This is a genomic window from Kribbella koreensis (genome assembly GCF_039525325.1).
In the GTDB taxonomy this organism is placed as follows: domain Bacteria; phylum Actinomycetota; class Actinomycetes; order Propionibacteriales; family Kribbellaceae; genus Kribbella; species Kribbella koreensis.
Window position 1 is genome coordinate 450,934 of the sequence record NZ_BAAAHK010000001.1, and the last position, 24,858, is coordinate 475,791.

Below are 24,858 nucleotides of genomic sequence, written 5' to 3' on the forward strand. Positions count from 1 at the left end.
GCCTGCGCGGACAAGCCGCAGACCAGGCACCTCAGTCACCGTTCGATCACGTCACGCAGCGTCGCGAACTGCTGTCCAGCAGACTCCCAGCGGCCTCACAGGTTGCCCGAGTACGCCGTACAGCCAGCTCACATGCTCGCGATGAGCTTCTCGACGCGCTCGTCGTGCCCCCACCACAGCCTCTTCTTTTACATACTCGCAATGAGTTTTTCCACGCGCTCGTCGTGGGACTTGAACGGGTCCTTGCACAGGACCGTCCGTTGGGCCTGGTCGTTGAGCTTCAGGTGCACCCAGTCGACGGTGAAGTCACGGCGGCGCTCCTGCGCCCGCTTGATGAACTCACCGCGCAACCGCGCCCGGGTCGTCTGCGGCGGCACCGACTTGGCCTCGAAGACCCGCAGGTCGTCGACCACCCGGGTGACGGCGCCCTTGCGCTCGAGCAGGTAGTACAGGCCCCGGGGCCGGTGGATGTCGTGGTAAGCCAGGTCGAGCTGGGCGACCCGCGGGCTGGCCAGGCCGAGGTTGTTCTGCTGGCGGTACCGCTCGATCAGCCGGTACTTGATCACCCAGTCGATCTCGCGCTCGATCCCGGACAGGTCGCCGGACTCGATCGCCTTGAGGCAGCGCTCCCACAGGTTCAGCGCCCGCTCGACGGCCGGGGTGCCCAGCTCGCGGCGGTCGACGAAGTCGCGGGCCTTGGTCAGGTACTCGCCCTGGATGTCGAGGGCGCTCGCCTCGCGGCCGTTGGCCAGCCGGACCTCGCGCCGCCCGGTCATGTCGTGGCTGATCTCGCGGATCGCCCGGATCGGGTTGTCCAGGGTGAGGTCGCGCATCACGATGCCGGCCTCGATCATCCGCAGCACCAGGTCGGTGCTGGCCACCTTGAGCAGCATCGTGGTCTCGGACATGTTCGAGTCGCCGACGATCACGTGCAGCCGGCGGAACCGCTCGGCGTCCGCGTGCGGTTCGTCGCGGGTGTTGATGATCGGGCGGGACCGCGTCGTCGCGCTGGAGACGCCCTCCCAGATGTGCTCGGCGCGCTGGCTCACGGAGTACACCGCGCCGCGCGGCGTCTGCAGCACCTTGCCGGCGCCGCAGATCAGCTGCCTGGTGACCAGGAACGGGATCAGCACATCGGCGAGCTTGGCGAAGTCACCGTGCCGGCTGACCAGGTAGTTCTCGTGGCAGCCGTAGCTGTTGCCGGCCGAGTCGGTGTTGTTCTTGAACAGGTAGACGTCGCCGAAGATGCCCTCGTCGTGCAGCCGCTTCTGCGCGTCGACGAGCAGCCCTTCGAGGATCCGCTCCCCTGCCTTGTCGTGCGCGATCAGGTCGGTGACCGAGTCGCACTCGCCGGTCGCGTACTCCGGGTGGGAGCCCACGTCGAGGTAGAGCCGCGCCCCGTTGCGGAGGAAGACGTTGCTGCTCCGCCCCCAGGACACGACGCGCCGAAACAAGTACCGGGCCACCTCATCGGGGGTCAGTCGGCGCTGACCGCGAAAAGTGCAGGTGACTCCGTACTCGTTCTCCAGGCCGAAGATTCGCCGGTTCACAGTCCCCACCCTACGACCCCGTTCCGACAATCGGGTCGCGTCTCAGGCGCGCCGTCACCGCTTCGTTGCCCCGCAACCTTCCACGCCACAGGCGCATCAAGCCTCTTGAGACCTGAACTCACCAACGAACCTGGGGGCATCGATGTGGATTCGCAGGACTTTGCAGGGCGTTGCCGCACTGGCAGGCCTGACCATGCTGGGCGCCGCGCTGGTACCGGCCACCGCTCATGCGCAATCCGCGGCAACCGTCTGCGGGCTGGGGCTCAGCACGGTGACGGCAGGGGGTGACCACAAGGAGTTCTCGGTCAAGGCCACCAAGCCGCCGACGGCTGGGGCGCCCATCGTTGGCCCAGCCGGTCTGTACCCGGATGGCAAGGCCAGGCTGGCCAGTTCGGTCGGGTACGAGCCCGTAGTACCGGCTGGGCTGCAGGTGGGAGGCCATCTGGTGCTCGGTAGCGACATGTACTACTCGAGCTATTGGACCGACGGTGCAGGCGACGTCGTGCCTGGCACGGTCAACCTGACCAAGGTGGGCGGTGGCTGGGGCGTCGACTACGTGTACTTCGAGCAGTCGCACTACACCGAGGGGTTCAACTACTCCCGCTCCGCCTACTACGCCCTGCGTGACAGCGGCCAGCTCATCCGCTGGACCGGCGGCTGGCATAACCGCCAGACCACGACGGCGCTGCCGGCCGGGATCAAGGCTATGACGCTGATCAGCCAGACCCGGACGTACGACAGCTTCCTGGCCACCACGGCGGCCGGTGGGCTCTACACGGTCCGAGTGCCCACCACCTCGCCGCTGAAGCCGGTCGTGAAGCTCGTCCGGGGTAGTACCTGGCAGGGGTTCGAGACGCTGGTGTCGGAGAAGTGTGGGTCGCAGGGGACGCTGCTGCTCGGCATCGACAAGGACACCAAGACCGGCTACCTGTACGCCGTCGGCCATGCGAAGGGGACGGCCACTGTCATCCAGGGGCTGGGCAAGGTCACCGGCACCTTCTCCGACGCCTTCTACTCCCGCCAGTTCCTCGACACCCCGGAAGCGGGCAACTTGAACGGCGAGTGAGGCCGGACCGCCGCCACACACCAAGGCGCTAGCTGGTGGCGGAACAGAGGCGCCCTACGCCCGGTGCTCGGGAGTAGGGCGCCTTTGGTGTTTGGTGGCGGTTCGGGGTGTCGTCAGAGGTCGACTAGGTCGAGGAGTTGGCCCAGTTCCTTGGCATCGAGTTCGCGGAGTTCGCCGGTGTGGAGGTTGCCGCGGCGGACCGGGCCGATCGCGGTGCGGGTGAGGCGCTTGACCGGGTGGCCGATGGCGTCGAACATCCGGCGGACGATGCGGTTGCGGCCCTCGTGCAGGGTCATCTGGATCAGCGTGCGGCCCTTGACGCTGGTCATCTCGCGGACGGTGTCGGCCTGGGCGAAGCCGTCGTCCAGCGTGAGGCCGTCGGTGAGCCGGCGTAGTACCTGTGGCTTGACGTTGCCTTCGACCTCGGCGACGTAGGTCTTGGAGACCTCGTACGACGGGTGCGCGAGCCGGTGCGCGAACTCACCGTGGTTGGTGAGCAGCAGCAGGCCTTCGGTGTCGGTGTCGAGCCGGCCGATGTGGAACAACCGCTCAGGGCGGTCGTGCACGTAGTCGGCGACGCACGGACGGCCTTGCGGGTCGGACATCGTGGTGACGACGCCGCGCGGCTTGTTGAGGACCAGGTAGACGTGTGCGGTGATCGGCGGAATCCGTACGCCGTCCACGCGGATCACCGAGACGGCCGGGTCGACCCGGGTACCGAACTCGGTCACCACCTGGCCGTCCACCTCGACCCTGCGTTGCTCGATCAAGATCTCCGAACCACGCCGGCTGGCGATCCCCGCCTGCGCCAGCGCCTTCTGCAACCGGATCCCCGACTCCCCACTCTCGGAGACGCCGTCACCCTGATCCTGCTCGTCAGTCATTCAACCCACTCTTACTAGCACCACTACCACCCGAACCGGGCCCACCCACAGTCTCGTCCCCCACGCCAACCGCAGCAGACCCAGCCCCCTCAACAGCGGGTTCGTCAGCCGCATCCACCTCGTCAGCAGCCCCGATTCCGCCGGCCAGTCCAGCCCCGTCCCGGTCCTCGTCAAGGTCGCTCTGCTCACCGGCCCCAACGCCGTCCGGCGCACCTTCACCGCCCGACTCGTCCGCTACGTCCCCGCCCGACTGGTCTCCGCCCGTCGCCCCGACCTCATCAACCGGCTCACCGCCGCTTGCGGCATCCTCAGCGGAGATTCGCTCAGCGTCACCTCCGTCGATCGCCCCAGCCGCGCCGCCTCCGTCGACCTCGTCAGCAAGCTCATCGCCGGCCATCTCCGCTCCATCAGCAGCGCCAGCCGACTCATCGTCCAGCTCCACCTCACCAGCCCCGGCTTCGCCAATCAGCTCCGCCTCGTCGCCCCGTCCGGCTTGCTCGACCAGCTCAGCATCGTCGTCCGCCTCGGAGTCGCCTGCAACGTCCTCGGCGGCGAGGCCCTCGGCATCGCCCCCGTCGACCTCGTCACCAGCAGCCCCCGCTCCGTCGACAGCGTCAGCGTCGTCAGCGAACCCGTCAGGCTCGACCTCACCAACGCCGGCTTCACCAAGCGGTTCCGCCTTCACGACCGACTCGTCGTCGAGCGACTCGTCCCGCTCGGTGTCGGCTTCGTCGGCCGGGCCGCTTTGGTCGGCTGGCTCGGCATCGTCGCCAAGCTCGACGTCGCTTGCGGCGTCCTCGGCGGATGCGCGGTCGGCGTCAGCTTCGTCGGTTGGCTCGGACTCTGCTGGGGCGGCGTTCGGCTCGTCGTCGGAGTCGTCGTCTGCGTCGTTCTCGATGGGGAGTTGGGCGGGTGGGGCCAGGTCGTTTTCGAGGGGGGTGTTGTCGTCTTCGGGGGTGTCCTCGGAGGTGGTGGGGTCGGCGGTGGCTGCTGATTGGGCGGCCAACTCCTCCTCCATGTCGTCCATCTCAGGGAGGTAGGGGGCCAGTTCGGGAAGGTCGTCGAGAGACTGCATGCCCATGCGTTCGAGGAAGTACGAGGTGGTGCGGTAGAGGGTGGACTGCGACTCGGTGTCGGGGCCGGCTTCCTCGAGGAGGCCGCGGCTGATCAGGGTGCGCATGACGCCGTCGACGTTGACGCCGCGGATGGCGGAGACTCGTGCGCGGCTGACCGGTTGCTTGTACGCGACCACCGCCAGCGTCTCGAGCGCCGCCTGGGTGAGGCGCGCCTGCTGACCCTCCAGCACGTACCCCTCGACGTACTGCGCGGTGTCCTCCCGGGTGTAGTACCGCCACCCGCCACCAACCTCACGCAGGTCGAACCCGCGCCCCTGCTCGGTGTACTCCTCCGACAGCCCGACCAGCGCCGCCGACACGTCGGCGACCGTACGTCCCACCGTCTTCGCCATCGCCAGCACCGGCAACGGCTCGTCCGACACCATCAGAATCGCTTCCAGCGCCCGCCGCATGGTGACGTCATCGATGGCATCCTCACCCACCACCACGTCATCCAGCACCTCATCCAGCAACGCCCCAACATCCCCCTCAACAGGCACGCCGTCGGCGGCAGCCTCCTCGGCCGGCCCACCCTCAGCAGACGCAGAGCCAGCCGGCGCACCCTCGGCAGACGCGGAGCCGGCCGGCGCACCCTCAGCGGACGCAGGGTCGGCCGGTGCATCCTCGGCGGACGCAGGGTCGGCCGGTGCATCCTCGGCGGACGCGGGGTCGGCCGGTGCATCCTCGGCGGACGTGGGGTCGGCTGGTGCTTCGTCGGCGGGCTCGTCGGCGGACGGGGTGTCCGTGGGCGGCGGTTCGGCTGGGGTGGGGTCTTCTTCGGGGTGGGTGTCGGTTTCGGTGGTGGTGACCGAGTCCAGGGCGTCGGCTGTGGCGGCGTCGGCGGGGGCCTGGAGGTCGGTCGGGGTCTGGTTGTCGGTCACTGGTCCACCGTCTCGTGCTGCTCGGGCCCGGAACCGGGCTCGGTGTCTGGCTCAGGTACAGGCTGATGCTGGTCCACGGGCTCCGGGCGGGCGTCGTCACCGGACCCGGACTCACCGGACCCGGACTCACCGGACCCGGACTCACCGGACCCGGACTCACCGGACCCGGGCTCGTCGGAGTCGGGCTCGTCGGGCTCGGTGAGTACTTCGCCGGGCTCTAGGAAGTCGGTTTCGTCGGGGACGATCGGGGCTTCGCCGTCTTCGTCGGCCGGCGCTGGTACCTCGTCGAACTCGTCGCCGACAGCGATGTCGCCCTCGTCCGTACCAGTCCACACGATCGTCAACTCCCCCAGCGGCGTCTCCTGATCGAAGGTGACCGCCGCCTCGCGGAACAACTCCAGCAGCGCCAGGAACCGGCATACCGTCGTCACCGTGTCCGGCGAGTCCGCCACCATCATCCGGAACGTCATACTGCGCTGCCGCCGCAACCAGTCAATGATCACCACAGCCTGCTCGCGCACCGTGACGGCCGGCGCGTGCAAGTGCGCCAGCGACACACCCTCCGGTACGACGGCCGCCTTCGGCGCCAACGCCCGCGCAGCCAGCGCCGCCAACCCGGCCGGGTCAACCCCCAACAACACCTCAGGCAGCAGATCGGCGAACCGAGCCTCCATCCCCACCGCCCGGGGGAAGCGCTTGGCCTCCTCAGCCATCCGCAACTGCATCAACGCCGCGATCTGCTTGAACGCCCGGTACTGCAACAGCCGCGCGAACAGCAGATCCCGCGCCTCCAGCAGCGCCAGATCCTCCGCGTCCTCGACATCACCCTGCGGCAGCAACCGGGCCGCCTTCAGATCCAGCAACGTCGCCGCGATCAGCAGGAACTCCGATGCCTGGTCCAGATCCCACTCCGAGCCCAGCGCCTTGATGTGCGCGATGAACTCGTCCGTGATCACCGACAACGCGATCTCGGTGATGTCGAGCTTGTGCTTGCTGATCAGCTGCAGCAGCAGGTCGAACGGACCCTCGAAGTTGACCAGGTGAACGTTGAAGCCCGTGCCGGACTCCACCACCGGCGACTCCGGATCAGGCACCCCCGGCAGGTCGATCGGTGGCTCCGGGGACTCCACGGCAGGCGTGGAGGCCTCGGGAGCCACGGCGTCGCTCATCGCCGGCTCACTCCGGAGCCGCGGCCCGAAGCCGCTGCACCAGCACGGAGTCCGGTCCGTGATCGACGAAATCGGCCAGCAGCACGTCGATCGCCTCCCGGACGATCCGGCCGCGATCGGCGGTCAAGCCGTGCTCGGCCCGCAACGCGAGCCGAGTCTGTTCAAGTCCGAGCAGCTCTTCTTCCGTCACGTACACGGTGATCTTCGTGTCGTGCCGGATCCGTCCACTGGACTTGCGGTCCTCGACCACGGCCGTGCGGCCGCGTCCGCTTGGACCGGGGCGGTCGTCGGCCAGCGACGATCCGTCAGTGGTGGTGCGCTTCTCGGGTCTGGTCTGCTTGGGTGCCGCGCCCCCGAAGAGCTCACTGGCACCTGGCAGGCTTACCCGGCGGGACAACGCGCGAGCACCTCCTTGGCAAGGTCGCGGTACTGGGTAGCCGCAGATGAGGACGGCGCGTACGTCGTGATCGGTTCGCCGACGACCGTGGTCTCGGGGAACTTGACGGTACGCCGGATGACGGTGTGGAAGACCCGCTCGTCGAAGGCCTGGACGACCCGGTCGAGCACCTCCCGGGCGTGCGTGGTGCGGCCGTCGAACATGGTGCCGAGGATGCCGACGATCTCCAGCTTCGGGTTCAGCCGGTCCTGCACCTTGCCGATCGTGTCGGTCAGCATCGCCAGTCCGCGGAGCGCGAAGAACTCGCACTCCAGCGGCACGACGATGCCGTTCGACGCGGTCAGCGCGTTCACGGTGAGCAGACCCAGCGACGGCGCGCAGTCGATCAGGATCACGTCGTACAGCGGGATGATCGGCTCCAGCACCCGCGACAGCGTGTACTCCCGGGCGACCTCCTGGACCAACTGCACCTCGGCCGCGGACAGGTCGATGTTGGCCGGCAGCAGGTCGAGGTTCGGCACCTTGGTGGCCTGGATCACCTCGTCCGGGGTGATGTCGCGCTGCATCAGCAGGTTGTAGACCGAGATCTCCAGGTCGTGCGGCTGCACGCCGAGGCCGATCGAGGCCGAGCCCTGCGGGTCGAAGTCGATCAGCAGCACCTTGCGCCCGGTCTCGGCGATCGCGGCGCCCAGGTTGATGGTCGTCGTGGTCTTGCCGACGCCACCCTTCTGGTTGCACATCGCGATCACCTGCGCGGGGCCGCGCCGGGTCGGCGGCAGGACGTCCGGCAGGTCGGGCAGCGGACGTCCGGTCGGCCCGATCTTGCCCCTCGCGCCGTTCGCGTCATTCACAGGGTGCATGTCCTCCGCGGTGAGCTTGGCCGTCGGCCGGGGCATCTCCGCATAGTTGCTGGGTGGTGTGACAGTGCGGTGCGGCACCGGGGCGGGTGTCTGTGCAGGTGTCACGGGGGGCGTGGCGGGCGCCGGGTCAGGAGTCGACGACATCGGTTCCGTCGACGACGACAGGTGCTGGGTGCCCGGGAATGTCGACTCGTTCATGACTCGTCAAACCTTTCAACCGATACGGGCGATCCCAGCGACTGTAAGCGTGCATTCAAGCACTCTCAACCAGCCACTCCGCAGCGGGGTCGGCCGACCTTCCAGGCAGAGTCGATCACTCCGCCAGAGTGACCGACCGTGACGGAATGATCGCACACTGCTCCTACTTCTCGTGCATCGGGGTCCCGGCGAGTTTCAGTGCTCACCCAGCCAGTCGAGCACGACGGTGGTGAGCAGCCGGGGCGCGGCGAGGTGAACGTCATGCCCGACGCTCTCCAGTTCGAGCAGCCGGCTCCGCGGGATGGCATCGGCCAGCTCACGGACGGCAGCGGGCGGACAGTACGGGTCGCTCGAGCCGATAACCAGCAGTACCGCGCAGGTGATCGCACCAGCCCGGGACAAACTGATGTCGCCACCGACAGCTGCAATGGCCTGCAGTGCGTCACCCCAGCCAGCCGCCATCGCCCGGGCCCGGTCGGGACCGTAGGCCTCAGCCAGGTACGCCGCCAGGGGCAGCAACTGCTCAGTCGGCTCGTCCAGCAGCCGCATCAGCGGGCCGAACCCGTCGACCGGCTTCACGACCTGGCCCGCGGCTCCCCAGGCCACTACCGACAGTGCCCGGTCAGGGGCGAGCGCAGCCATCAGCAGCGCCGTCTCTCCGCCGTCGCTGAAGCCGACCAGGTGTGTGGCGTCGACGCCGAGTTGGTCGAGTAGTGCCAGGTACGCCCGAGCGTCCTGGGAGTAGAAGTCGGCGGTGTACGTCCGGGGCTCCGAGCGGCCGCAACCGGGCAGGTCGGCAGCGATGACCCGGAATCCGTCCGCTAGCGCCTGCCGGAGCGGGTTGAGGTCGGTGATGCTGCCGCCCCAGCCGGGGAGCAGCAGGACGACATCACCTTGGCCGTGGTCTTCGTAGTACACGGGTGAGTCTCTCTCGGCTGTTGTAGGTGGAGAACCAGCCCAGGATGAGCCAGGCCAGGACTGCAAGGCCCCAGCCCGTCAGGGGATGGCCGAAGACTGCGATGGCGGCTGTGGCCAGCAGGCTGGGTGCTAGCCAGCCCAGGTACCAGGAGAGGGGCGCCTTGCCTGCGAGGCCGGCGAAGAGGCTGGTGAGGAAGTAGAGCGCCATGCCGCCGAAGAGGTACCAGCGATCCTTGTCGTGGACGTGGTGCGCCGCGTCCGGGATCAGCGCGCCGAAGCCGGTCGCGATGGCCACGATCGAGGCGGTGACGCCTAGGTGGGCCGGGAGGGATTGCCACGGCTCGAGTGGCGCAGTGGTCCGGGGTGCAGGGGTGAAGCCGTAGAGGGTGGTCAACTGCCAGAGCATGACCAGCACCAGGAAGGCAGCGAGGGAGGCAGCGATCACCGCATAGGTCCAGGCCTCCTCGGTGTTGGAGGCCACCACCTGGGCCAGCGCCTCGCCGAGCACGATGATGACGAACAGCCCCAGCCGCTCGTCCAGGTGTCCGCGCTCCACCTGCGCTACGGAGATGTACGTCGTCGGCACGGTCGGCAACTGATCCGGGGTGACGCCGCGCTCGATCATCCGGGCCAGTCTGCGTTGCTGCTGCCGGTCCTGCTGCTCCTGCCGCTTGCGGGCGCGCTCCGTCATCTCCTCGACCGCATGCGGGTTGCTGGCGCCGAGCATCGAGAAGGCGATGTCCACTGCAATCGCGAACCCCCACAGCCAGTACGCGACCGAATGCGACACGAAGATCGAGACCACCCAGGGCGTGGCCATCAGGCTCTGAGTGGCCGGCCAGAACGCGACCACCTGCCCGTCCCGAGCCGCAGACCTGGACGCGATAACCCGGCAGAGGATGAAGGCGACGACGAAGACAGCAGTCCGCCCCTTCAGCTCCTCATGCTCACCAGGAACCAGCTCCGGCCACACCCCCGGCACCGTCGCCGCCATGACGGCGATACCGAGCATGGTCCGCAGTACCGCGCGCCGCCGAGTCCGCTCCCCCGCCACGTTCGCGTAGATGCTGGTGGTAGTCCAGACGCTCCAGATCGCGTAGTACATCGCAGCACAGGCAGCCACCTGCCCAACACTGTCCGCCCCATGCAACCGATGCGAAATCTGCGCAGCAGCCGCCACCACCGTCAGATCGAAGAACAACTCCAACCAACTGGCATGCCGCTCGTCCGCCGTCTTCTGCTCTGCCACGCGCCTAGTTAAGAGGAAGACAGGGCCCTCGGGTGGGAGGTTGCGTAGACCTCGCGGAGTTTGTCGACGGTGACCAGGGTGTAGACCTGGGTGGTGGTGACGGATGCGTGGCCGAGGAGTTCCTGGACGACTCGTACGTCGGCGCCGCCGTCCAGTAGGTGGGTGGCGAATGAGTGGCGCAAGGTGTGTGGCGAGATGTCCTTGGCGATGCCGGCTCGCTCCGCTGCGCGGCGTAGTACGGTCCAGGCGCTTTGGCGGGACAGGCGGCCGCCGCGGGCGTTGAGGAACAGGGCATGCGACCCACGACCCCGCTGCACGAGGTCAGGCCGGCCACGGACCTGGTACGCCGAAATCGCATCGCGCGCATAACGCCCGACCGGTACGACCCGCTCCTTGCTGCCCTTGCCTCGCAGCAGCACCGTGCCGGTCTCGAGGTCGACCTCATCCACATCCAGCCCGACAGCCTCCGAGATGCGTGCACCCGTCCCGTACAGGAACTCCAGCAGCGCAGCGTCCCGCGTAGCCAGTACTGCAGGCTCCGCCTCCGCCCCTGCCGCGGCAGCGAGGATGCGGGTGACCTCATCGACGGACAGTGCCTTGGGCAACCGTTGCGGAGGAGCAGGTGGCTTCACTGCGGCCGCAGGGTCGACAGCGGTCAGCCCCTCGCGCAGCAGGAACTTGTGGAAGCCACGGACGGCCACGACCGTCCGCCCAGCACTTGACGCGGTCAGTGGCGGGTTGTCGGCGTCCCCCTCGCGCAGGCGCATCAGGAACTCGCTGATGACCGCCTCGGAGATCCGGCCGAGACTGTCGATCTCCACGCCCGCCAGGTAGGCGTCGTACCGGCGCAGGTCGCGGCGGTACGACGCCAGGGTGTTGGCGGCCAGCCCGCGCTCGACCGTCAGGTGGTCGAGGTACGAGCTGACCGCACGGGTGATCTCCCGGCTCAGACGAGCACCTCGTCGAGCTTCAGCTGCGGCAGGTCGTGCGCGTCGGCGACCGGGCCGTAGGTGACGTGGCCGTCGTGCGTGTTGAGGCCGAGCGCGAGGCTGTGGTCGGCCTTGAGTGCCTCCCGCCAGCCGAGGTTCGCCAGGTCCACGGCGTACGGCAGCGTCACGTTGGTGAGCGCGTACGTCGAGGTGTTCGGCACCGCGCCCGGCATGTTCGCCACGCAGTAGAACAGCGAGTTGTGGACCTTGTAGACCGGGTCGGCGTGCGTGGTCGGGTGCGAGTCCTCGAAGCAGCCGCCCTGGTCGATCGCGATGTCGACGAGCACGCTGCCCGGCTTCATCCGCGAGACCAGCTCGTTGCTGATCAGCTTCGGCGCCTTCGCGCCGGTGACCAGCACGGCCCCGATCACCAGGTCGGCCTGGAGGACCGCCTTCTCGATCTCGAACGCGTTCGACGCGACCGTGCGCAGGTGGCCCTGGTAGGTCGTGTCAGCGTCCCGCAGCCGCTGGATGTTGCGGTCGAACAGCTGCACCTCGGCCTGCATGCCGAGCGCGATCGCCGCCGCGTTCATGCCCGCGACACCGGCGCCGATGATGACGACCCGGGCCGCGTGCACGCCGGAGACACCACCCATCAGGACGCCACGGCCGCCGCCGTTGGCCATCAGGTGGTACGAGCCGGCCTGCGGCGCCAGACGGCCCGCTACCTCGCTCATCGGGGCCAGCAGCGGCAGTGAACCGTCGGGGAGCTGGACCGTCTCGTAGGCGATCGCGGTGGTCCCGGACTCGATCAGCGCGGTCGTGGTCTCGCGGCTGGCGGCCAGGTGCAGGTAGGTGAACAGCACCTGGTCCCTGCGCATCCGGTGGTACTCCTCCGCCACCGGCTCCTTGACCTTCAGCACCAGCTCGGCCTCGGCCCAGACGTCATCGGCAGTGGGGACGATCCGGGCGCCCGCCGCGACGAATTCCTCATCGGGGAGCAGCGAACCGGTACCGGCCCCCTGCTCGATCAGAACCTCGTGCCCGAAGCGCGCGAACTCGTGCACGCCGGCCGGGGTGATCGCCACCCGGTACTCGTGGTTCTTGACTTCCTTCGGTACTCCGACCTTCACAACTTGCCCTTCTTCCGTATCCAGGTGACGACTCGGCCGGTTGCGTCCGAGTCGCCGGCGGCCCACCTCGCTGTGGTCCGCGGCCCGGGCGTTTCGAGGGGTTGGGAACGCCAGGTCGCTGCCGAGTGTAAGCCCGCCGGGTTCATACCACTCGACCGGTTGGTCTTAGTGATGAACGACGCGCGGTGGCCGCGCGTGGCAGTCCGGTTAAATCTTTACCGCGCTCTTTCGAAGCTCTGCTTTTCTTAACCCGTTCAGCTACTTCCCGGTACCCGATCGGGAAACCCGTAGGCTTGGACCTGCCATCGTTGCCAGGTGAGGAGAACCAGGCTGGGGACGACGGCCCGCCCGAGTCGCCTGTGTTTGAGACGTACTGACGAGAGGAGCACGACGTGGCGGTCGATCTGGGACGGTTCGGGGTCTGGCACCAAGCGCACAAGTGGGGACCCGAGCTCGCAGCCGGGGTCGAGCAGGCGGGCTACGGCACGCTCTGGCTCGGTGGCTCCCCGACGGAGGACCTGCGGGACGCCGAGGTGCTACTCGCCTCCACCACCAATGCGGTGGTCGGCACCAGCATCGTGAACATGTGGAAGGCGGACCCGGCCGTGCTGGCGGAGTCCTACCACCGGCTCGAGAGCGAGCACCCCGGACGGTTCGTGCTGGGCGTCGGGATCGGGCACCGAGAGCACACAGGCGAGTACAAGACGCCCTACGAGACCATCGTCGACTACCTGGACGCGCTGGACGACGGCAAGGTCCCGGTGGACCGGCGAGTGCTTGCCGCACTCGGCCCGCGAGTGCTGAAGGTCTCCGCTGAGCGGACCGCCGGTGCAGTCCCGTACCTGACCACCCCCGAGCACACCCGGCAGGCCCGGGAGACGCTCGGCGCCGGCGTACTGCTCGCGCCCGAGCAGAAGGTGGTGCTGGAGACCGACGACGACCTCGCCCGGGCGGTTGCTCGCGACTACCTGGCGACCTACCTCAAGCTGAGCAACTACACGAGCAATCTCAAGCGACTCGGCTTCAGCGACCACGACCTGGCCGACGGCGGCAGCGACGACCTGGTCGACGCACTGGTGCTGCACGGGACCGCAGTGGAGATCGCTGAGGGCCTCAAGGCACACCTGGATGCCGGTGCCGACCAGGTCGTCATCCAGCAACTCGGCAAGGAAGGCCCCGACCTGCTGCCGGGCTACGAGGCGCTGGCGACCGTACTGATCTAACGCAGGGTGAAGTCGGCGAAGTCGAAGCCGGGCGAGACGATGCAGGAGACCAGTACGGGCTGATCTCCTGCCGGCCGCGCAGCTTGCCAAGCACCCGCCGGTACTACGGCCTGCGGGTGCTGGCCGGCCTTCACATCCGGCCCGAGCGTGATCGGGTCCGGCTCGCCCGGATCCTCACCGGTGCCGCCGAGGTCCAGCGTCAGCGGCCCACCGCTGTGCCAGAGCCAGATCTCGGCCGACCGCACCCGGTGCCAGCGCGACTCCTCCCCCGGCGCCAGCAGGAAGTAGATGGCGGTGGCGCTGGCCCGCTCCCCGTCGTACCCGTCGGGCTGGAAGGACACCTCTGACCGCCACGTCTCCCGGAACCACCCACCCTCCGGATGCCGCTCCAACCCCAGGACCTCAGCCAGCTCAGGAATTGACATGCTCCGACCGTAGCCTTCGGGCATGAACGAGTACCCAAGCGACTATCACCGCCGGCTCCCGTACGGCGAACGCATGGCTGCCGATCCCCTGCTGGGCGGCCCGTTCTTCCCGTTCGAGGGCGATCTCCAAGTAGTTCCACTCGCCGACCCGGTACTCCCCGAGCCACCACGCGCCGGCGAGCCCGGCGGCACCCCCTGCCCGACCTGCGTCGACCCGGAGAAGGATGCGATCTGGGCTGACCACCAGTGGGTGCTGAAGGCCTTCCAGCCCACCGGACTGCCGATGGTTGCCTTGATGGTGCCCCGCGAGCACTTCCGGCTGGACAACCTGCCTGACGAGCTGACCGCGACACTAGGCCCGATGATCCAGCGGACGGCCGGCGCCATCCGCCAGATCCCCGGCGTAGGCCGCACCCACTTCAACCGCTGGGGCGACGGCAGCGAACACTTCCACGTCTGGTTCCTGGCCAGGCCGCTCGGCATGATGCAACTCCGCGGCGCCATGATCGCCGCCTGGGACGACCTGCTCCCATCCATCCCGGCCGACGAGTTCCAGGCCAACGCCCGCACAGTGGCGGCCGCCCTCGCCGAGCGGTCAGGTGCTCCGCTCGGCAAGGGCGTCTAGCGCCTAGAGGTGCCGCTGAGCCCACTGGGCGAGCAACGAGTAGAGGGCTGGTGCTGTGCGATGGAGGTTGAGGACGTGGCCTGTGTTGGGCACGACCAGTGCTTGGAGGTCGGCGTTCGGCGCGTAGTACGGGCGCTCGCCGGCCAGCAGGGTGGCTGAGCTGGAGCAGTCGGAGCCACCAGCGCCCGTGTCGCAGATCAGGCGGTCATGGCGGCCGACGACGACCAGTACGGGGACTTTGATCTTGCGGTTGAGTAGGACCGAGCCGAACTCCGGGTCGGTCGGAAAGACGTCGGGCTCGGGGTTGGCCTCGTCGCGAGCCACCACCTGGTCGGCCGCGGCCGGGCCGTAGTAGAACCAGCTCCGGCGCACGCCAGGGCGCAATGCTCCGTACCCGTCGTCCAGCCGGCGCCCCGCCAGCAACGGGTGCTGCGTAGCCGGGATGTAGTCGGCGCCGAGCTGCTCGAAGGCCGACCAGTTGGGTGTACTCGATTCGCCGGTCAGGATCAGACCGTCCACGTCGGCCGGATGGTGGATCGCGATCATCCGGGCGACCGTGGATCCGAGCGAGTTGCCGACCAGGACGATCCGCTGGTGGCGGAACGCCCGTAGTACCTGGTGAATCGTGAAGGTTTGGCTGTCCGGCGCGAAGGCCGTGCTCGGCGGCGCGGAGCTCTTCCCCGTCCCGATCCGGTCGAGTGCGAGGGTCGCGTACCCCGCCCGATTCATCGCCTCTACGTACGACGGTCCGCGCGGGTCACCCCGCCAACTCCAGTAGGTCCGGTCATACCCGCCGCCCGGGAGCAGCACCTGCAGCACGCCACGATCCCGCCCCCGCGGCCGGCACAGAGTCCCCGCGATCTTCGCGGTCAACGGCTCCCCCGCACTCATCGCCACCGGCACCTCGACGGACCTGCACCGCGCCCCGGCCGCTACCGCTGTCCCAGGCACCGTCCCCAGCACAAGCCCTGCCGCAGCACCCACCGCAAACCACTTCTTCCCCAGCATCCGGCCCCTCTCGACCATCGATTCCGAACATTCTCGTGCACCATACGGGAATGCCGGTCCGCCTTACAGTCGGGGAATGATCAACGGAGCGCACGTCATCATCTACAGCCAGGACGCCGAGGCCGACCGGGCCTTCCTGCGCGACGTCCTCGGCTATCCGCATGTCGACGCCGGGCACGGCTGGCTGATCTTCAAACTGCCGCCGGCCGAGGTCGCCGTCCATCCGGCAGAAGGCAGCGGCTCGCACGAACTGTTCCTGATGTGCGACGACCTCGCCGAGACGATCGCCGACCTGGAGTCCCGCGGGGTGGAGTTCCCCGACCCGCCGGAGGAAGCGCGCTGGGGCATCCTCACCACGATCCGCCTCCCCGGCGGCGGCGATCTCGGCCTGTACCAGCCGCACCACGAACCCGCCTACGACCTCTGATCGGGAGGTAGCGCTCCGGGGTCGGACTGTCGCGGATAGTGGGCCGATCCCTTGACGGTGGTCGGCCGCTCGGGTATTTCTTGCTGACAACGATGTCACGCCGCCCGTGAATCGACGTCGAAGGTGGGGAACCCCTTGAAGAAATCCGCCCTGCGCCGCCGCGCGTCCGTAGTACTGGCTGGGTCTTTGATCGCAGCCGTCTCGCTGACAACCTCAGCACTCGCCGGGCCTAGTCCGGCGCCACCAAGCCCTGGTCCAGGCAAGAAGGCTCAGCCGACCACGGCCACCCCTGACACCGCTCCACCCGGCCTGCGCGCTCCCAACGTCATCGGGTCGTCGCGGATCACCGCAAGCTCGCTGGACCCGACGGACCATGTCGACCCGCTCATAGGCACCACCAACGCGGGCAATGTCTTCCCCGGCGCGGTCACTCCGCAGGGGATGTTCTCCTTCAGCCCGGAGACGACCAGGGGCAACGCGTACCGCACCGCAGCGCCTGGTGGCTACCTGTACTCCGCCACGAAGATCCGCGGCTTCAGCCTGACCCACATGTCGGGCACTGGGTGCGCCGGCGGCTCCGGCGACATCCCGATCTTCCCGTACGCCGGTGAGGTCACCACCTCTCCCCAATCGGACGCGACGGACGCCACCTACGCCAGCACGTTCTCCCACGCCAACGAGGTGGCCAAGCCCGGCTACTACAAAGTGGGACTCGACTCGGGCATCACTACCGAATTGGCAGCGACACCGCGCACCGGCTCGGCCAAGTTCACCTTCCCGGCCGACAAGGCCTCATCGCTGCTCTTCCGGACCTCCAACTCCGAGGTGGGCAGCAGCGACGCCCAGATCTCGATCGACCCGGCCACCCGGACCATCACCGGCTCGGTGACCGCCGGCAACTTCTGCGGCTACCTGGCGTCGGTCGGACGGCACAGCTACTACACATTGCACTTCGTCGCCCAGTTCGACCAGCCCTTCGCCAAGACGGGTACCTGGAAGGACACCACCGTCAGCCCGGGCAGCACGAGCGCCCAGGGCGGTACGACGTACGGGCCGGACGGCTGGATGCCCGCCAACAAGGGCTCCGGCGGGTACGTCGGCTTCGACGCCAAGACGGTCAACATGCGCATCGGTATCTCCTACGTGAGCAAGGAGAACGCGCAGGCCAACCTGACGGCGGAGAACCCGACCGGCACGGCCCTGGAGGCCACAGCGGCTCAGGCGAAGCAAGCCTGGCGCGACCAGCTCAACAAAATCCAGGTTGACGGCGGAACGCCCGCAGCGCGCACCACCTTCTACACCGCGCTGTACCACGCACTGCTGCACCCGAACCTCTTCAGCGACGTCAACGGCGAGTACTGGGGCTTCGACCAGCAGAAGCACCGGGTCAAGGGCGTGCAGCAAGCGCAGTACGCGACCTTCTCCGGCTGGGATGTCTACCGGTCGCAGGTCCAGCTGCTGACTCTGATCGAGCCGCGCAAGGCCGGGGACATCGCCCAGTCGCTGCTCAACCAGGCCAACCAGAACGGCGGCATCTGGGACCGCTGGACGCACGCCTCCGGCAGTACTGCGGTAATGACCGGTGACCCGGCCGCCCCTGCAGTGGCAGGCATCTACGCGTTCGGTGGTACCAACTTCGACGCCCGCGACGCGCTGAAGTCGCTGGTGAAGGCTGCGACCGTACCGACCGCCAAGGACCTCAGCTCCGCAGGCAAGCCGGTCATGTCGATCGGCCAGCGCCCGTCGCTCGACAAGTACCTGGCGCTGCACTACATCCCCACCAAGTCGAACGCGTGGGGCGGAGCGGTCGAGACGCTCGAGGACACCACTGCGGACTTCGCGATCGCACAGCTGGCGTTGAAGACCAATGACAGCAAGACGTACGACCAGTTCCTCAAGCGGTCGCAGTACTGGCAGAACGTGTTCAACCCGGACAACGGCGGCTACATCCAGAACCGCGACGAGAACGGCGCCTGGCCGGGCTTCGAGCCGGCGACCGGTGACGGGTTCGCCGAGGGCAGCAGCGCGCAGTACACCTGGATGATCCCGCACAACCGCGCCGGGCTGTTCGACGCGATGGGTGGGCAGGCGAAGGCCAGCCAGCGGCTCGACGCGTTCTTCAAGGATCCGAACGGCAACTGGGCGCTGACCCACTCGGGTGACCTGCACGCCGAGATGGACAACGAGCCGTCGATCAACACGCCCTGGATCTACAACTACACAGGCCAGCCGTACAAGACGCAGGAGACGCTTCGGCAGGCGATGACGCAGCTGTGGAACACCACCACGGGCGGCATCCCCGGCAACGATGACCTCGGCGCCATGTCGTCCTGGTACGTGTGGACCGCACTAGGCCTCTACCCCGACGTACCGAGTCGCGCGGACCTGCAGGTGGGCGCACCGACGTTCACCCACGCGATCATCCACCGCGACCACGGCAAGTCGATCGAGATCACCGCACCCGAGGCGCCGGCGCAGTACGTCCAGAGCCTGAGCGTCAACGGCGAGAACTCGAGCAAGGCGTGGCTGGACGAGGACTTCGTCAAGCACGGCGGCACACTCGACTTCCACCTCGGTACTACGCCCAACACTGTCTGGGGTAGCGCCGCCAAGGACGCACCCCGCTCGTGGCGTACCGGTGAGATCCCGTACCAGACCTCTACCGACACCAGCCGGCTAGTGGTCGCTCCCGGCTCCACTAGCGGCCCAGTGGCCATCACTGCTCACCGGCTGAACGGCAACGCGAGCAGCGTCAAGTACACCGTGACAACGCCGGCCGGACTCACCGCGTCACCTGCAAGTGGCACATTCACCGTGGACCCAGTCAGTGGCGTTGGCAGTGCACCAGTGACCATCTCAGCGGCCGCAGGCACTCCGGACGGCCGCTACTCGGTCACTGTGGCCCTTCAAGCAGCAGACGGCACCGCCCTGCCCCGGCTGGGCTTCACGGTCGTTGTTGGCGAGCCGAACTCCTTCTCCGTACTCCGGGAAGGTGTAGCGGCCTCTGACGACGCAGGCGACCACAACGAGGCCGACTACGACGGTGGTGGCGTCAGCTACTCCCGCCAGGCACTCGCCGCGGCCGGACTCGTCCCGGGCGCCACGGTCACCAAGGAGGGCCTGACGTTCACCTGGCCCGCAGTACCGGCTGGTGATCCCGACAACGTGCCGGCGGACGGGCAGCTGCTCAATCTGAGTGTCCCGGCGGGTGCTACCAAGCTGTCCTTCGTCGGCAGCGCGGTGAACGGCAACCAGCAGACGACCGCCACGCTCACGTACTCCGACGGCAGCACGGCACCGATCGACCTGTCGTTCAGCGACTGGACCCTCGGTGGGGGCGGCGACACGATCCACTACGGCAACCTGATCGTCGCGACCACGCCGTACCGCAACGAAGCAGGCGGCGGCAAGGACAACGTCACCACCCACATCTTCGCCACCGCGCCGTTCACCTTCCCGGCAGGCAAGACACCGGTTAGCGTGACGCTGCCGAAGAACCGCGACCTGCGGATCTTCACGCTGGCCACCGGCTGATCCCGAACGCCCTGAAGGAGAACGATCGATGAGAGCCACCAGAGTCATCGCCGGCGCGGCGCTGACCATCGTGGGCCTGCTGGCCCCGACCACCACCGCGCTGGCCCAGCCCGCGGCCTCTGCTGCACCTACAGCGGTCACCACGTCGACCACCGGCCCGTGCGGCTACACGGCAACTCCGGACGACCCGTCGCCCCGGCCGGTGTCGTTGCCGCCGGACCCCCAGCACACGCCGGACAAGGGCATCGTCAAGGTGCTGCTGGCCACCAACCAGGGCCCGATGCTGCTGTCATTGGACCGGGCCAAGGCGCCCTGTACGGTGCAGAGCTTCCTGCACCTGGCCAAGAGCCGCTTCTACGACTTCACCACCTGCCACCGGCTCACCCTCTACGACACCCTCAAGGTGCTCCAGTGCGGCGACCCGACCGGCACCGGTGAACGCGGCCCCGGCTACTCGTACAAGGACGAACTCCCGACCGACCTGCCGCCGTGGCCCGGCGACACCACGGGCACCCGCAAGGTCTACGCCCGCGGCACCCTGGCGATGGCCAACGCCGGCCCGGACACCAACGGAAGCCAGTTCTTCCTGGTCTTCGCCGACTCCCGCCTCCGCCCCAACTACACCGTCTTCGGCTCGGTAGACCGCCTCGGTCTCAAGGCCCTCGACCGGGTAGCCGCCGCCGGCGTCAAGCCCACCCCGGAAGACCCGGCACCGGTAGACGGCACCCCCAACCGCAAAACCGACATCCTCCGGGCTCTCCGGTTGAGTTTCTGAACAACAGCTACTGACGCGGCCGCCGGGACTCCCCCGGCGGCCGCGTTCTAGTTGACGGTCAGCGTGGGTGCGAGCGCCCGGAGGAAGCCCTCGGCATCAAAGATCGCGCCGGCTGAAGCGACGCCGGTGGTCCGAGTGCGGCCGGTCAGGATGCGGTCGACCGCTTCTACGGCCAGTGGGGCTGTGGTGGCGTAGATGTCTTGGCCGTGGGCGGTCAGGCGGCGCTCTGCGTTGCCTGCGCGGACTCGGACGTCCACTACGAAGGTCTGGTCCGAGCGGCCCTCGGTGTCGACCGCTACCGGCTCAGGCGTGTCCTCGTTGAACAGGTCCTTCGCAGCCTCGACGGACATGTAGGTACGAACCAGCGGGATCGCCAGGTGACTCGGGACGGTCACTACGTCGGCCATGGTGAACTCGGCGATCACCTGGCGCAGACCCAGCGGCTCCGGGAAGTTCCACGCCTCCTGCACCGCCTCGTCATCGTGGTGCTGCAGCCGACCATCGCTGAATCGCAGACGGCGGCCCCCGCGACGACCGTGGGAGACGGCACCAGCGTTGCGAGTGCCTGGGGTGGGGTGCCAGCTGGTCAGGCCGTAGGCGATGTGGGCCTCGTCGGCGCTGGTCCAGTCGCCCATGGCTGCTGAGACGAGCAGGTCGCCCAGGCCTCCGTAGAAGGCCATCGCCGGTACTACGGGAACGCCGGCTGCCTTTGCTGCTTCTGAGTAGTCGGCGAACATGTCCGTGTTCGCCTCGATCTCCGCCGCGACGTCGACGTACGGGATGCCTGCGCGCAAAGCGGCCTCGACCACTGGCCCTGCTGTCACGGCGAAGGGGCCGGCGGCGTTGATGACTGCGGCGGCGCCGTCGAGCGCGCGGTCCAGCGACTCCGGGTCGTCCGCCGTCGCCGGGCGGACGGCCAGGCCGTCGTACTCCTTGGCCAGTACTTCGAGCCGCCCGGCATCACGTCCGGACAGGATCGGGACGAAGCCGCGCTGGACCAGCTCCGCGACGATGAAGCGGCCGGTGTGACCGGTCGCGCCGTAGACCACCACTGTGTTCTGCATGCCTCCACTCTGGCCGGGGTCGGACCCAATCAGTGAGAGTCCGAAACGACATCATGCGTACACTTTCGGACATGCACACGATCGCGATCGCGACGGCCGGGCACCTGCTGCATTTCGAGCTGGCAGTGGCCTACGAGATCTTCCGGACGCCACCGGAGGAGCTGGCGCGCGAGGACTGGTACGACGTACAGCTCTGCGGCCCAGGCCTCGTCGACATCGGGCCGTTCAGCCTCGCCCCGGAGTACGGGCTGGAGCAGCTCGCGACCGCCGACACAGTGCTCGTACCGGCTTGCGCTGACGTCGATGTACCGCCCCGGGCCGACCTGGTCGACGCCATCCGCGCAGCCCACGACGCAGGCGCCCGCATCGCGTCCCTCTGCACCGGGGCCTTCGCGCTCGGCGCCGCCGGCCTACTGGACGGCCGCCGGGCCACCACCCACTGGGCGCACACAGCAGAGCTCACCGCTCGCCACCCCGAGGCCACTGTCGACCCTGACGTCCTCTACACCGACAACGGCAGCGTCCTCACCGCAGCAGGCAAGGCAGCCGCGGTCGACCTCTGCATCCACCTGATCCACCTGGACCACGGCGCCATCATCGCCAACACGGTCGCCCGCCGCCTGGTCATGCCACCCCATCGCCCCGGCGGCCAGGCCCAGTTCGTAGCCACCCCCATGCAGCCTTCCGGCGATCACCACTTGGCCGGCGTGATCGCCTGGGCGCAGCAACGCCTCGATCAGCCGCTGACGGTCACCGACCTGGCCAAGCAAGCCAGCATGAGCACCCGCAACCTGGGTCGCCAGTTCCACGCGGTCACCGGCCAAACCCCACTCCAGTGGCTCCTGACTCAACGCGTACGTCGTGCTCAGGAGCTCCTGGAGTCCACCACCGACAGCATCGACTCAGTGGCCACGGCTACCGGGATGGGCACGGCCACAACGCTTCGCCGCCAGTTCAAGCGGGTAGTAGGCGTCCCACCGGACACCTACCGCCGCACCTTCCGCACCCCGGCCTGAAGCCCTACTGGTCTTTGGCAGGCCAGGGAGAGTCAGCCGGACGCAGGTTGTCGAACCCAGGCCCGTTGAGCGCCGCCCAAGCAGACAACGCCCCCATCACCAGGATGGGATTGTGGAGATCCCCGGCCAGCACTGCGCCGACGACATCGACCAGCGGAGCCCACACGGTCTCCATGTCGGCTTCCTCGTGAAGCCGGTCATAAGTCTCCGGCGCCTCCGACAGCTCACGCGCCAGGAAGATGCGCACCGCCTCGTTGGTCAGCCCGGGGGACGTGAAGGCATCCACCAGCACCCGCCAGTCAGCAGCCTTGGTGGCCGCCTCTTCCCACAGCTCCCGCTCGGCCCCAAGCTGATACGCCTCACCGGCGACGTCCAATAGCCCGGCCGGTGGCTCCAGCAGCCGGTAGCCCACCGGATGCCGGTACTGACGCACCAGCAGCATGCGGTTGTCGCGGTCCAGCGCCACCACCCCAACAGCACCGGGGTGGACGACCACGTCGCGGGTGAAGGTCTCGCCACCGCCCGGCGGGACGATCTGGTCGCGGCGGACCGAGATCACCCGACCAGTGGAGTGCACTACCTCCGACGACGAGACCTCCCACGACTCCTGCGCGTCGGCCAGGCCTGCGCCGAAGCGGAGTACAGGGTGGTCGGTGGTCACGCCTTGGCCGTCTCTACGACCGCAGGCTTGGATCCCTTGGACTTGGGAGTGGGCTTTGCAGTCAGGTCCTCCACCGGCAGGCGCGACTCGCGCTGGCGGACCAGGGCAGCAGCGATCAGGCCGGAGAACAGCGGGTGAGGCTTGGTCGGGCGCGAGCGGAGCTCCGGGTGAGCCTGGGTCGCCACGAAGTACGGGTGCTTCGCGCGGTCCAGCTCGATGAACTCGACCAGTTCGTGGTCCGGGGACAGGCCGCTGAAGATCAGGCCGGCCGTCTCGAGCTTGTCGCGGTAAGCGTTGTTTACCTCGTAGCGGTGCCGGTGCCGCTCCTGGATCGACGGAGCGCCGTACAGGCTGCGGACGATCGAGCCTTCGGTCAGGTTCGCCGGGTAGAGGCCGAGGCGCATGGTGCCGCCGAGATCGCCCGTGCCGTCGACGATGTGCTTCTGCTCTTCCATCGTCGCGACGACCGGCTGCTCCGCGTCGGGGTCGAACTCCGTCGAGTTCGCCTCGGTCAGTCCGGCCAGGTCCCGAGCCACTTCGATCACCATGCACTGCAGGCCGAGACACAGTCCGAGGATCGGTACGCCGTGCTCGCGGGCGTACCGGATCGCGCCGATCTTGCCCTCGATGCCACGGACGCCGAAGCCACCCGGGATGCAGACCGCGTCGACGTCACCGAGCAGCCGCTGGGCACCCTCGGGAGTGGCGCAGTCGTCGGAGGGGACCCAGCGCAGGTTGACCTTGGCGTCGTTGTCGAAGCCGCCGGCCCGCAACGCCTCGGCGACCGACAGGTAGGCGTCCGGCAGGTCGATGTACTTGCCGACCAGCGCGACCGTGACCTGGTCGGCGGGGTTGTGGACGACCTTCAGCAGCTCGTCCCAGCGGGTCCAGTCGACATCGCGGAACGGTAGGTTGAGGCGGCGGACGACGAACGCGTCCAGCCCCTCGGAGTGCAGGACCTTGGGAATGTCGTAGATGCTCGGCGCGTCCGCCGCGGCCACCACGGCCTCGACGTCGACGTCGCACATCAGCGAGATCTTCCGCTTGACGCTGTCCGGGATCGGCCGGTCGGCCCGGCAGACGATGGCGTCCGGCTGGATACCGATCGAGCGCAGTGCCGCGACCGAGTGCTGGGTCGGCTTGGTCTTCAGCTCGCCGGCCGGCGCCATGTAGGGCACCAGCGAGATGTGCAGGAAGAAGACGTTGTCGCGGCCGACGTCGTGCCGGACCTGGCGGGCGGCCTCGAGGAACGGCAGCGACTCGATGTCGCCGACGGTGCCGCCGATCTCGTGCAGCACCACGTCGACGTCCGGGCCGGCCATCGCCAGCATCCGGTCCTTGATCTCGTTGGTGATGTGCGGGATCACCTGGACGGTGTCGCCCAGGTACTCGCCGCGGCGTTCCTTCGCGATCACCGACGAGTAGACCTGGCCGGTGGTGACGTTGGCGACCTGGGACAGGTCCCGGTCGAGGAACCGCTCGTAGTGCCCGATGTCCAGGTCGGTCTCGGCGCCGTCGTTGGTGACGAACACCTCGCCGTGCTGGAACGGGTTCATCGTGCCGGGATCCACATTGAGATAGGGATCCAGCTTCTGCATGGTGACCCGGATGCCCCGTGCCGTCAGCAGGCTGCCGAGGCTTGACGCGGTCAGCCCCTTGCCGAGACTGGAGGCCACGCCACCGGTGACGAATACGTGCTTGGTCTGCTGCCCGAACGAAGCTCTGTCCACGGGCTTTAAGGCTACCTCTTG

At 68.2% G+C, this 24,858-nt stretch carries 22 protein-coding genes; 7 read left to right on the forward strand and 15 right to left on the reverse strand.

Annotation, left to right across the window (positions count from 1 at the left end):
- Positions 1-188 precede the first annotated feature (188 nt).
- A complete protein-coding gene (gene pafA, locus ABD116_RS02095; RefSeq protein ID WP_020386528.1) occupies positions 189-1,550 on the reverse strand; it encodes a Pup--protein ligase in 1,362 nt (453 codons plus the stop codon).
- A gap of 142 nt (positions 1,551-1,692) precedes the next feature.
- Here pafA and ABD116_RS02100 point away from each other — a divergent pair, with 142 nt between their 5' ends.
- On the forward strand, positions 1,693-2,616 hold the full coding sequence (locus tag ABD116_RS02100) for a hypothetical protein (protein ID WP_343964154.1): 924 nt from the start codon (positions 1,693-1,695) through the stop codon (positions 2,614-2,616).
- A gap of 113 nt (positions 2,617-2,729) precedes the next feature.
- Here ABD116_RS02100 and ABD116_RS02105 read toward each other — a convergent pair whose 3' ends face one another.
- The 9 genes from ABD116_RS02105 to ald all read right to left on the reverse strand — a co-directional run bounded on the left by ABD116_RS02105 (position 2,730) and on the right by ald (position 12,349).
- A complete protein-coding gene (locus tag ABD116_RS02105; protein WP_343964156.1) occupies positions 2,730-3,500 on the reverse strand; it encodes a pseudouridine synthase in 771 nt (256 codons plus the stop codon).
- Positions 3,493-5,496 carry an SMC-Scp complex subunit ScpB gene (gene scpB / locus ABD116_RS02110; RefSeq protein ID WP_343964158.1) on the reverse strand — a complete coding sequence of 668 codons (2,004 nt, stop codon included), beginning with the start codon at positions 5,494-5,496 and terminating at the stop codon, positions 3,493-3,495. Before scpB ends, ABD116_RS02105 begins: the two co-directional genes overlap by 8 nt.
- The gene (locus ABD116_RS02115; RefSeq protein WP_343964160.1) at positions 5,493-6,665 is read right to left on the reverse strand and encodes a segregation and condensation protein A; all 1,173 of its coding nucleotides are present in this window, start codon (positions 6,663-6,665) and stop codon (positions 5,493-5,495) included. Before ABD116_RS02115 ends, scpB begins: the two co-directional genes overlap by 4 nt.
- 7 nt (positions 6,666-6,672) lie before the next feature.
- Positions 6,673-7,062, reverse strand: coding sequence for a hypothetical protein (locus tag ABD116_RS02120; protein WP_343964161.1), 390 nt, complete (start codon positions 7,060-7,062; stop codon positions 6,673-6,675).
- On the reverse strand, positions 7,047-7,922 hold the full coding sequence (locus tag ABD116_RS02125; RefSeq protein ID WP_328335319.1) for a ParA family protein: 876 nt from the start codon (positions 7,920-7,922) through the stop codon (positions 7,047-7,049). Before ABD116_RS02125 ends, ABD116_RS02120 begins: the two co-directional genes overlap by 16 nt.
- A gap of 393 nt (positions 7,923-8,315) precedes the next feature.
- Entirely contained in the window at positions 8,316-9,038 is a 723-nt protein-coding gene (locus ABD116_RS02130) for an alpha/beta fold hydrolase (RefSeq protein WP_343964163.1), read from the reverse strand.
- Complete coding sequence (locus ABD116_RS02135) at positions 9,010-10,287, reverse strand: low temperature requirement protein A (RefSeq protein ID WP_343964165.1); 1,278 nt, start codon at positions 10,285-10,287, stop codon at positions 9,010-9,012. Before ABD116_RS02135 ends, ABD116_RS02130 begins: the two co-directional genes overlap by 29 nt.
- 8 nt (positions 10,288-10,295) lie before the next feature.
- The gene (gene xerD / locus ABD116_RS02140) at positions 10,296-11,237 is read right to left on the reverse strand and encodes a site-specific tyrosine recombinase XerD (protein ID WP_343964237.1); all 942 of its coding nucleotides are present in this window, start codon (positions 11,235-11,237) and stop codon (positions 10,296-10,298) included.
- Entirely contained in the window at positions 11,234-12,349 is a 1,116-nt protein-coding gene (ald, locus tag ABD116_RS02145) for an alanine dehydrogenase (RefSeq protein WP_343964167.1), read from the reverse strand. The genes xerD and ald overlap by 4 nt, the downstream gene beginning before the upstream one ends.
- 392 nt (positions 12,350-12,741) lie before the next feature.
- On the opposite strand from ald, the gene ABD116_RS02150 reads away from it, so the two are divergent.
- Positions 12,742-13,572, forward strand: a complete 831-nt coding sequence (locus ABD116_RS02150) for an LLM class F420-dependent oxidoreductase (RefSeq protein ID WP_343964169.1) — start codon at positions 12,742-12,744, stop codon at positions 13,570-13,572.
- Here the strand turns inward: ABD116_RS02150 and ABD116_RS02155 are convergent.
- A complete protein-coding gene (locus ABD116_RS02155) occupies positions 13,569-13,997 on the reverse strand; it encodes a cupin domain-containing protein (protein ID WP_343964171.1) in 429 nt (142 codons plus the stop codon). The two genes, ABD116_RS02150 and ABD116_RS02155, sit on opposite strands and share 4 nt — an antisense overlap.
- Positions 13,998-14,019: 22 nt before the next feature.
- On the opposite strand from ABD116_RS02155, the gene ABD116_RS02160 reads away from it, so the two are divergent.
- A complete protein-coding gene (locus ABD116_RS02160; protein ID WP_343964172.1) occupies positions 14,020-14,622 on the forward strand; it encodes an HIT family protein in 603 nt (200 codons plus the stop codon).
- Between the two features lie 3 nt (positions 14,623-14,625).
- Here ABD116_RS02160 and ABD116_RS02165 read toward each other — a convergent pair whose 3' ends face one another.
- A complete protein-coding gene (locus ABD116_RS02165; protein ID WP_343964174.1) occupies positions 14,626-15,513 on the reverse strand; it encodes an alpha/beta fold hydrolase in 888 nt (295 codons plus the stop codon).
- Between the two features lie 193 nt (positions 15,514-15,706).
- Between ABD116_RS02165 and ABD116_RS02170 the strand changes: the two genes are divergently transcribed.
- The 3 genes from ABD116_RS02170 (at position 15,707) to ABD116_RS02180 (ending at position 20,366) form a co-directional block, all read left to right on the forward strand.
- Positions 15,707-16,057: a VOC family protein gene (locus tag ABD116_RS02170; protein ID WP_343964176.1), complete on the forward strand. Its 351-nt coding sequence runs from the start codon at positions 15,707-15,709 to the stop codon at positions 16,055-16,057.
- Positions 16,058-16,192: 135 nt separating this feature from the next.
- Complete coding sequence (locus ABD116_RS02175) at positions 16,193-19,591, forward strand: GH92 family glycosyl hydrolase (RefSeq protein ID WP_343964178.1); 3,399 nt, start codon at positions 16,193-16,195, stop codon at positions 19,589-19,591.
- Positions 19,592-19,619: 28 nt separating this feature from the next.
- Positions 19,620-20,366 carry a peptidylprolyl isomerase gene (locus ABD116_RS02180; RefSeq protein WP_343964180.1) on the forward strand — a complete coding sequence of 249 codons (747 nt, stop codon included), beginning with the start codon at positions 19,620-19,622 and terminating at the stop codon, positions 20,364-20,366.
- Between the two features lie 47 nt (positions 20,367-20,413).
- Here the strand turns inward: ABD116_RS02180 and ABD116_RS02185 are convergent, their stop codons facing one another.
- Positions 20,414-21,430, reverse strand: a complete 1,017-nt coding sequence (locus ABD116_RS02185) for a saccharopine dehydrogenase family protein (protein WP_343964182.1) — start codon at positions 21,428-21,430, stop codon at positions 20,414-20,416.
- Positions 21,431-21,501: 71 nt separating this feature from the next.
- Here ABD116_RS02185 and ABD116_RS02190 point away from each other — a divergent pair, with 71 nt between their 5' ends.
- Complete coding sequence (locus ABD116_RS02190) at positions 21,502-22,446, forward strand: helix-turn-helix domain-containing protein (protein WP_343964184.1); 945 nt, start codon at positions 21,502-21,504, stop codon at positions 22,444-22,446.
- Positions 22,447-22,450: 4 nt separating this feature from the next.
- Here ABD116_RS02190 and ABD116_RS02195 read toward each other — a convergent pair whose 3' ends face one another.
- Positions 22,451-23,107 (reverse strand): NUDIX domain-containing protein, encoded by a 657-nt coding sequence (locus tag ABD116_RS02195; RefSeq protein ID WP_343964186.1) that lies wholly within the window; start codon positions 23,105-23,107, stop codon positions 22,451-22,453.
- Positions 23,104-24,837, reverse strand: a complete 1,734-nt coding sequence (gene pyrG, locus ABD116_RS02200) for a CTP synthase (protein ID WP_343964188.1) — start codon at positions 24,835-24,837, stop codon at positions 23,104-23,106. The genes ABD116_RS02195 and pyrG overlap by 4 nt, the downstream gene beginning before the upstream one ends.
- Positions 24,838-24,858: the final 21 nt, after the last annotated feature.

Bases quoted from the DNA above. Each gene is read 5' to 3' on its own strand.
- ABD116_RS02100 (WP_343964154.1), top strand. From the start codon at position 1,693: ATGTGGATTCGCAGGACTTTGCAGGGCGTTGCCGCACTGGCAGGCCTG.
- ABD116_RS02105 (WP_343964156.1), bottom strand. From the start codon at position 3,500: ATGACTGACGAGCAGGATCAGGGTGACGGCGTCTCCGAGAGTGGGGAG.
- ABD116_RS02115 (WP_343964160.1), bottom strand. From the start codon at position 6,665: ATGAGCGACGCCGTGGCTCCCGAGGCCTCCACGCCTGCCGTGGAGTCC.
- ABD116_RS02125 (WP_328335319.1), bottom strand. From the start codon at position 7,922: ATGCACCCTGTGAATGACGCGAACGGCGCGAGGGGCAAGATCGGGCCG.
- ABD116_RS02155 (WP_343964171.1), bottom strand. From the start codon at position 13,997: ATGTCAATTCCTGAGCTGGCTGAGGTCCTGGGGTTGGAGCGGCATCCG.
- ABD116_RS02160 (WP_343964172.1), top strand. From the start codon at position 14,020: ATGAACGAGTACCCAAGCGACTATCACCGCCGGCTCCCGTACGGCGAA.
- ABD116_RS02165 (WP_343964174.1), bottom strand. From the start codon at position 15,513: ATGAGTGCGGGGGAGCCGTTGACCGCGAAGATCGCGGGGACTCTGTGC.
- ABD116_RS02170 (WP_343964176.1), top strand. From the start codon at position 15,707: ATGATCAACGGAGCGCACGTCATCATCTACAGCCAGGACGCCGAGGCC.
- ABD116_RS02180 (WP_343964180.1), top strand. From the start codon at position 19,620: ATGAGAGCCACCAGAGTCATCGCCGGCGCGGCGCTGACCATCGTGGGC.
- ABD116_RS02185 (WP_343964182.1), bottom strand. From the start codon at position 21,430: ATGCAGAACACAGTGGTGGTCTACGGCGCGACCGGTCACACCGGCCGC.
- ABD116_RS02190 (WP_343964184.1), top strand. From the start codon at position 21,502: ATGCACACGATCGCGATCGCGACGGCCGGGCACCTGCTGCATTTCGAG.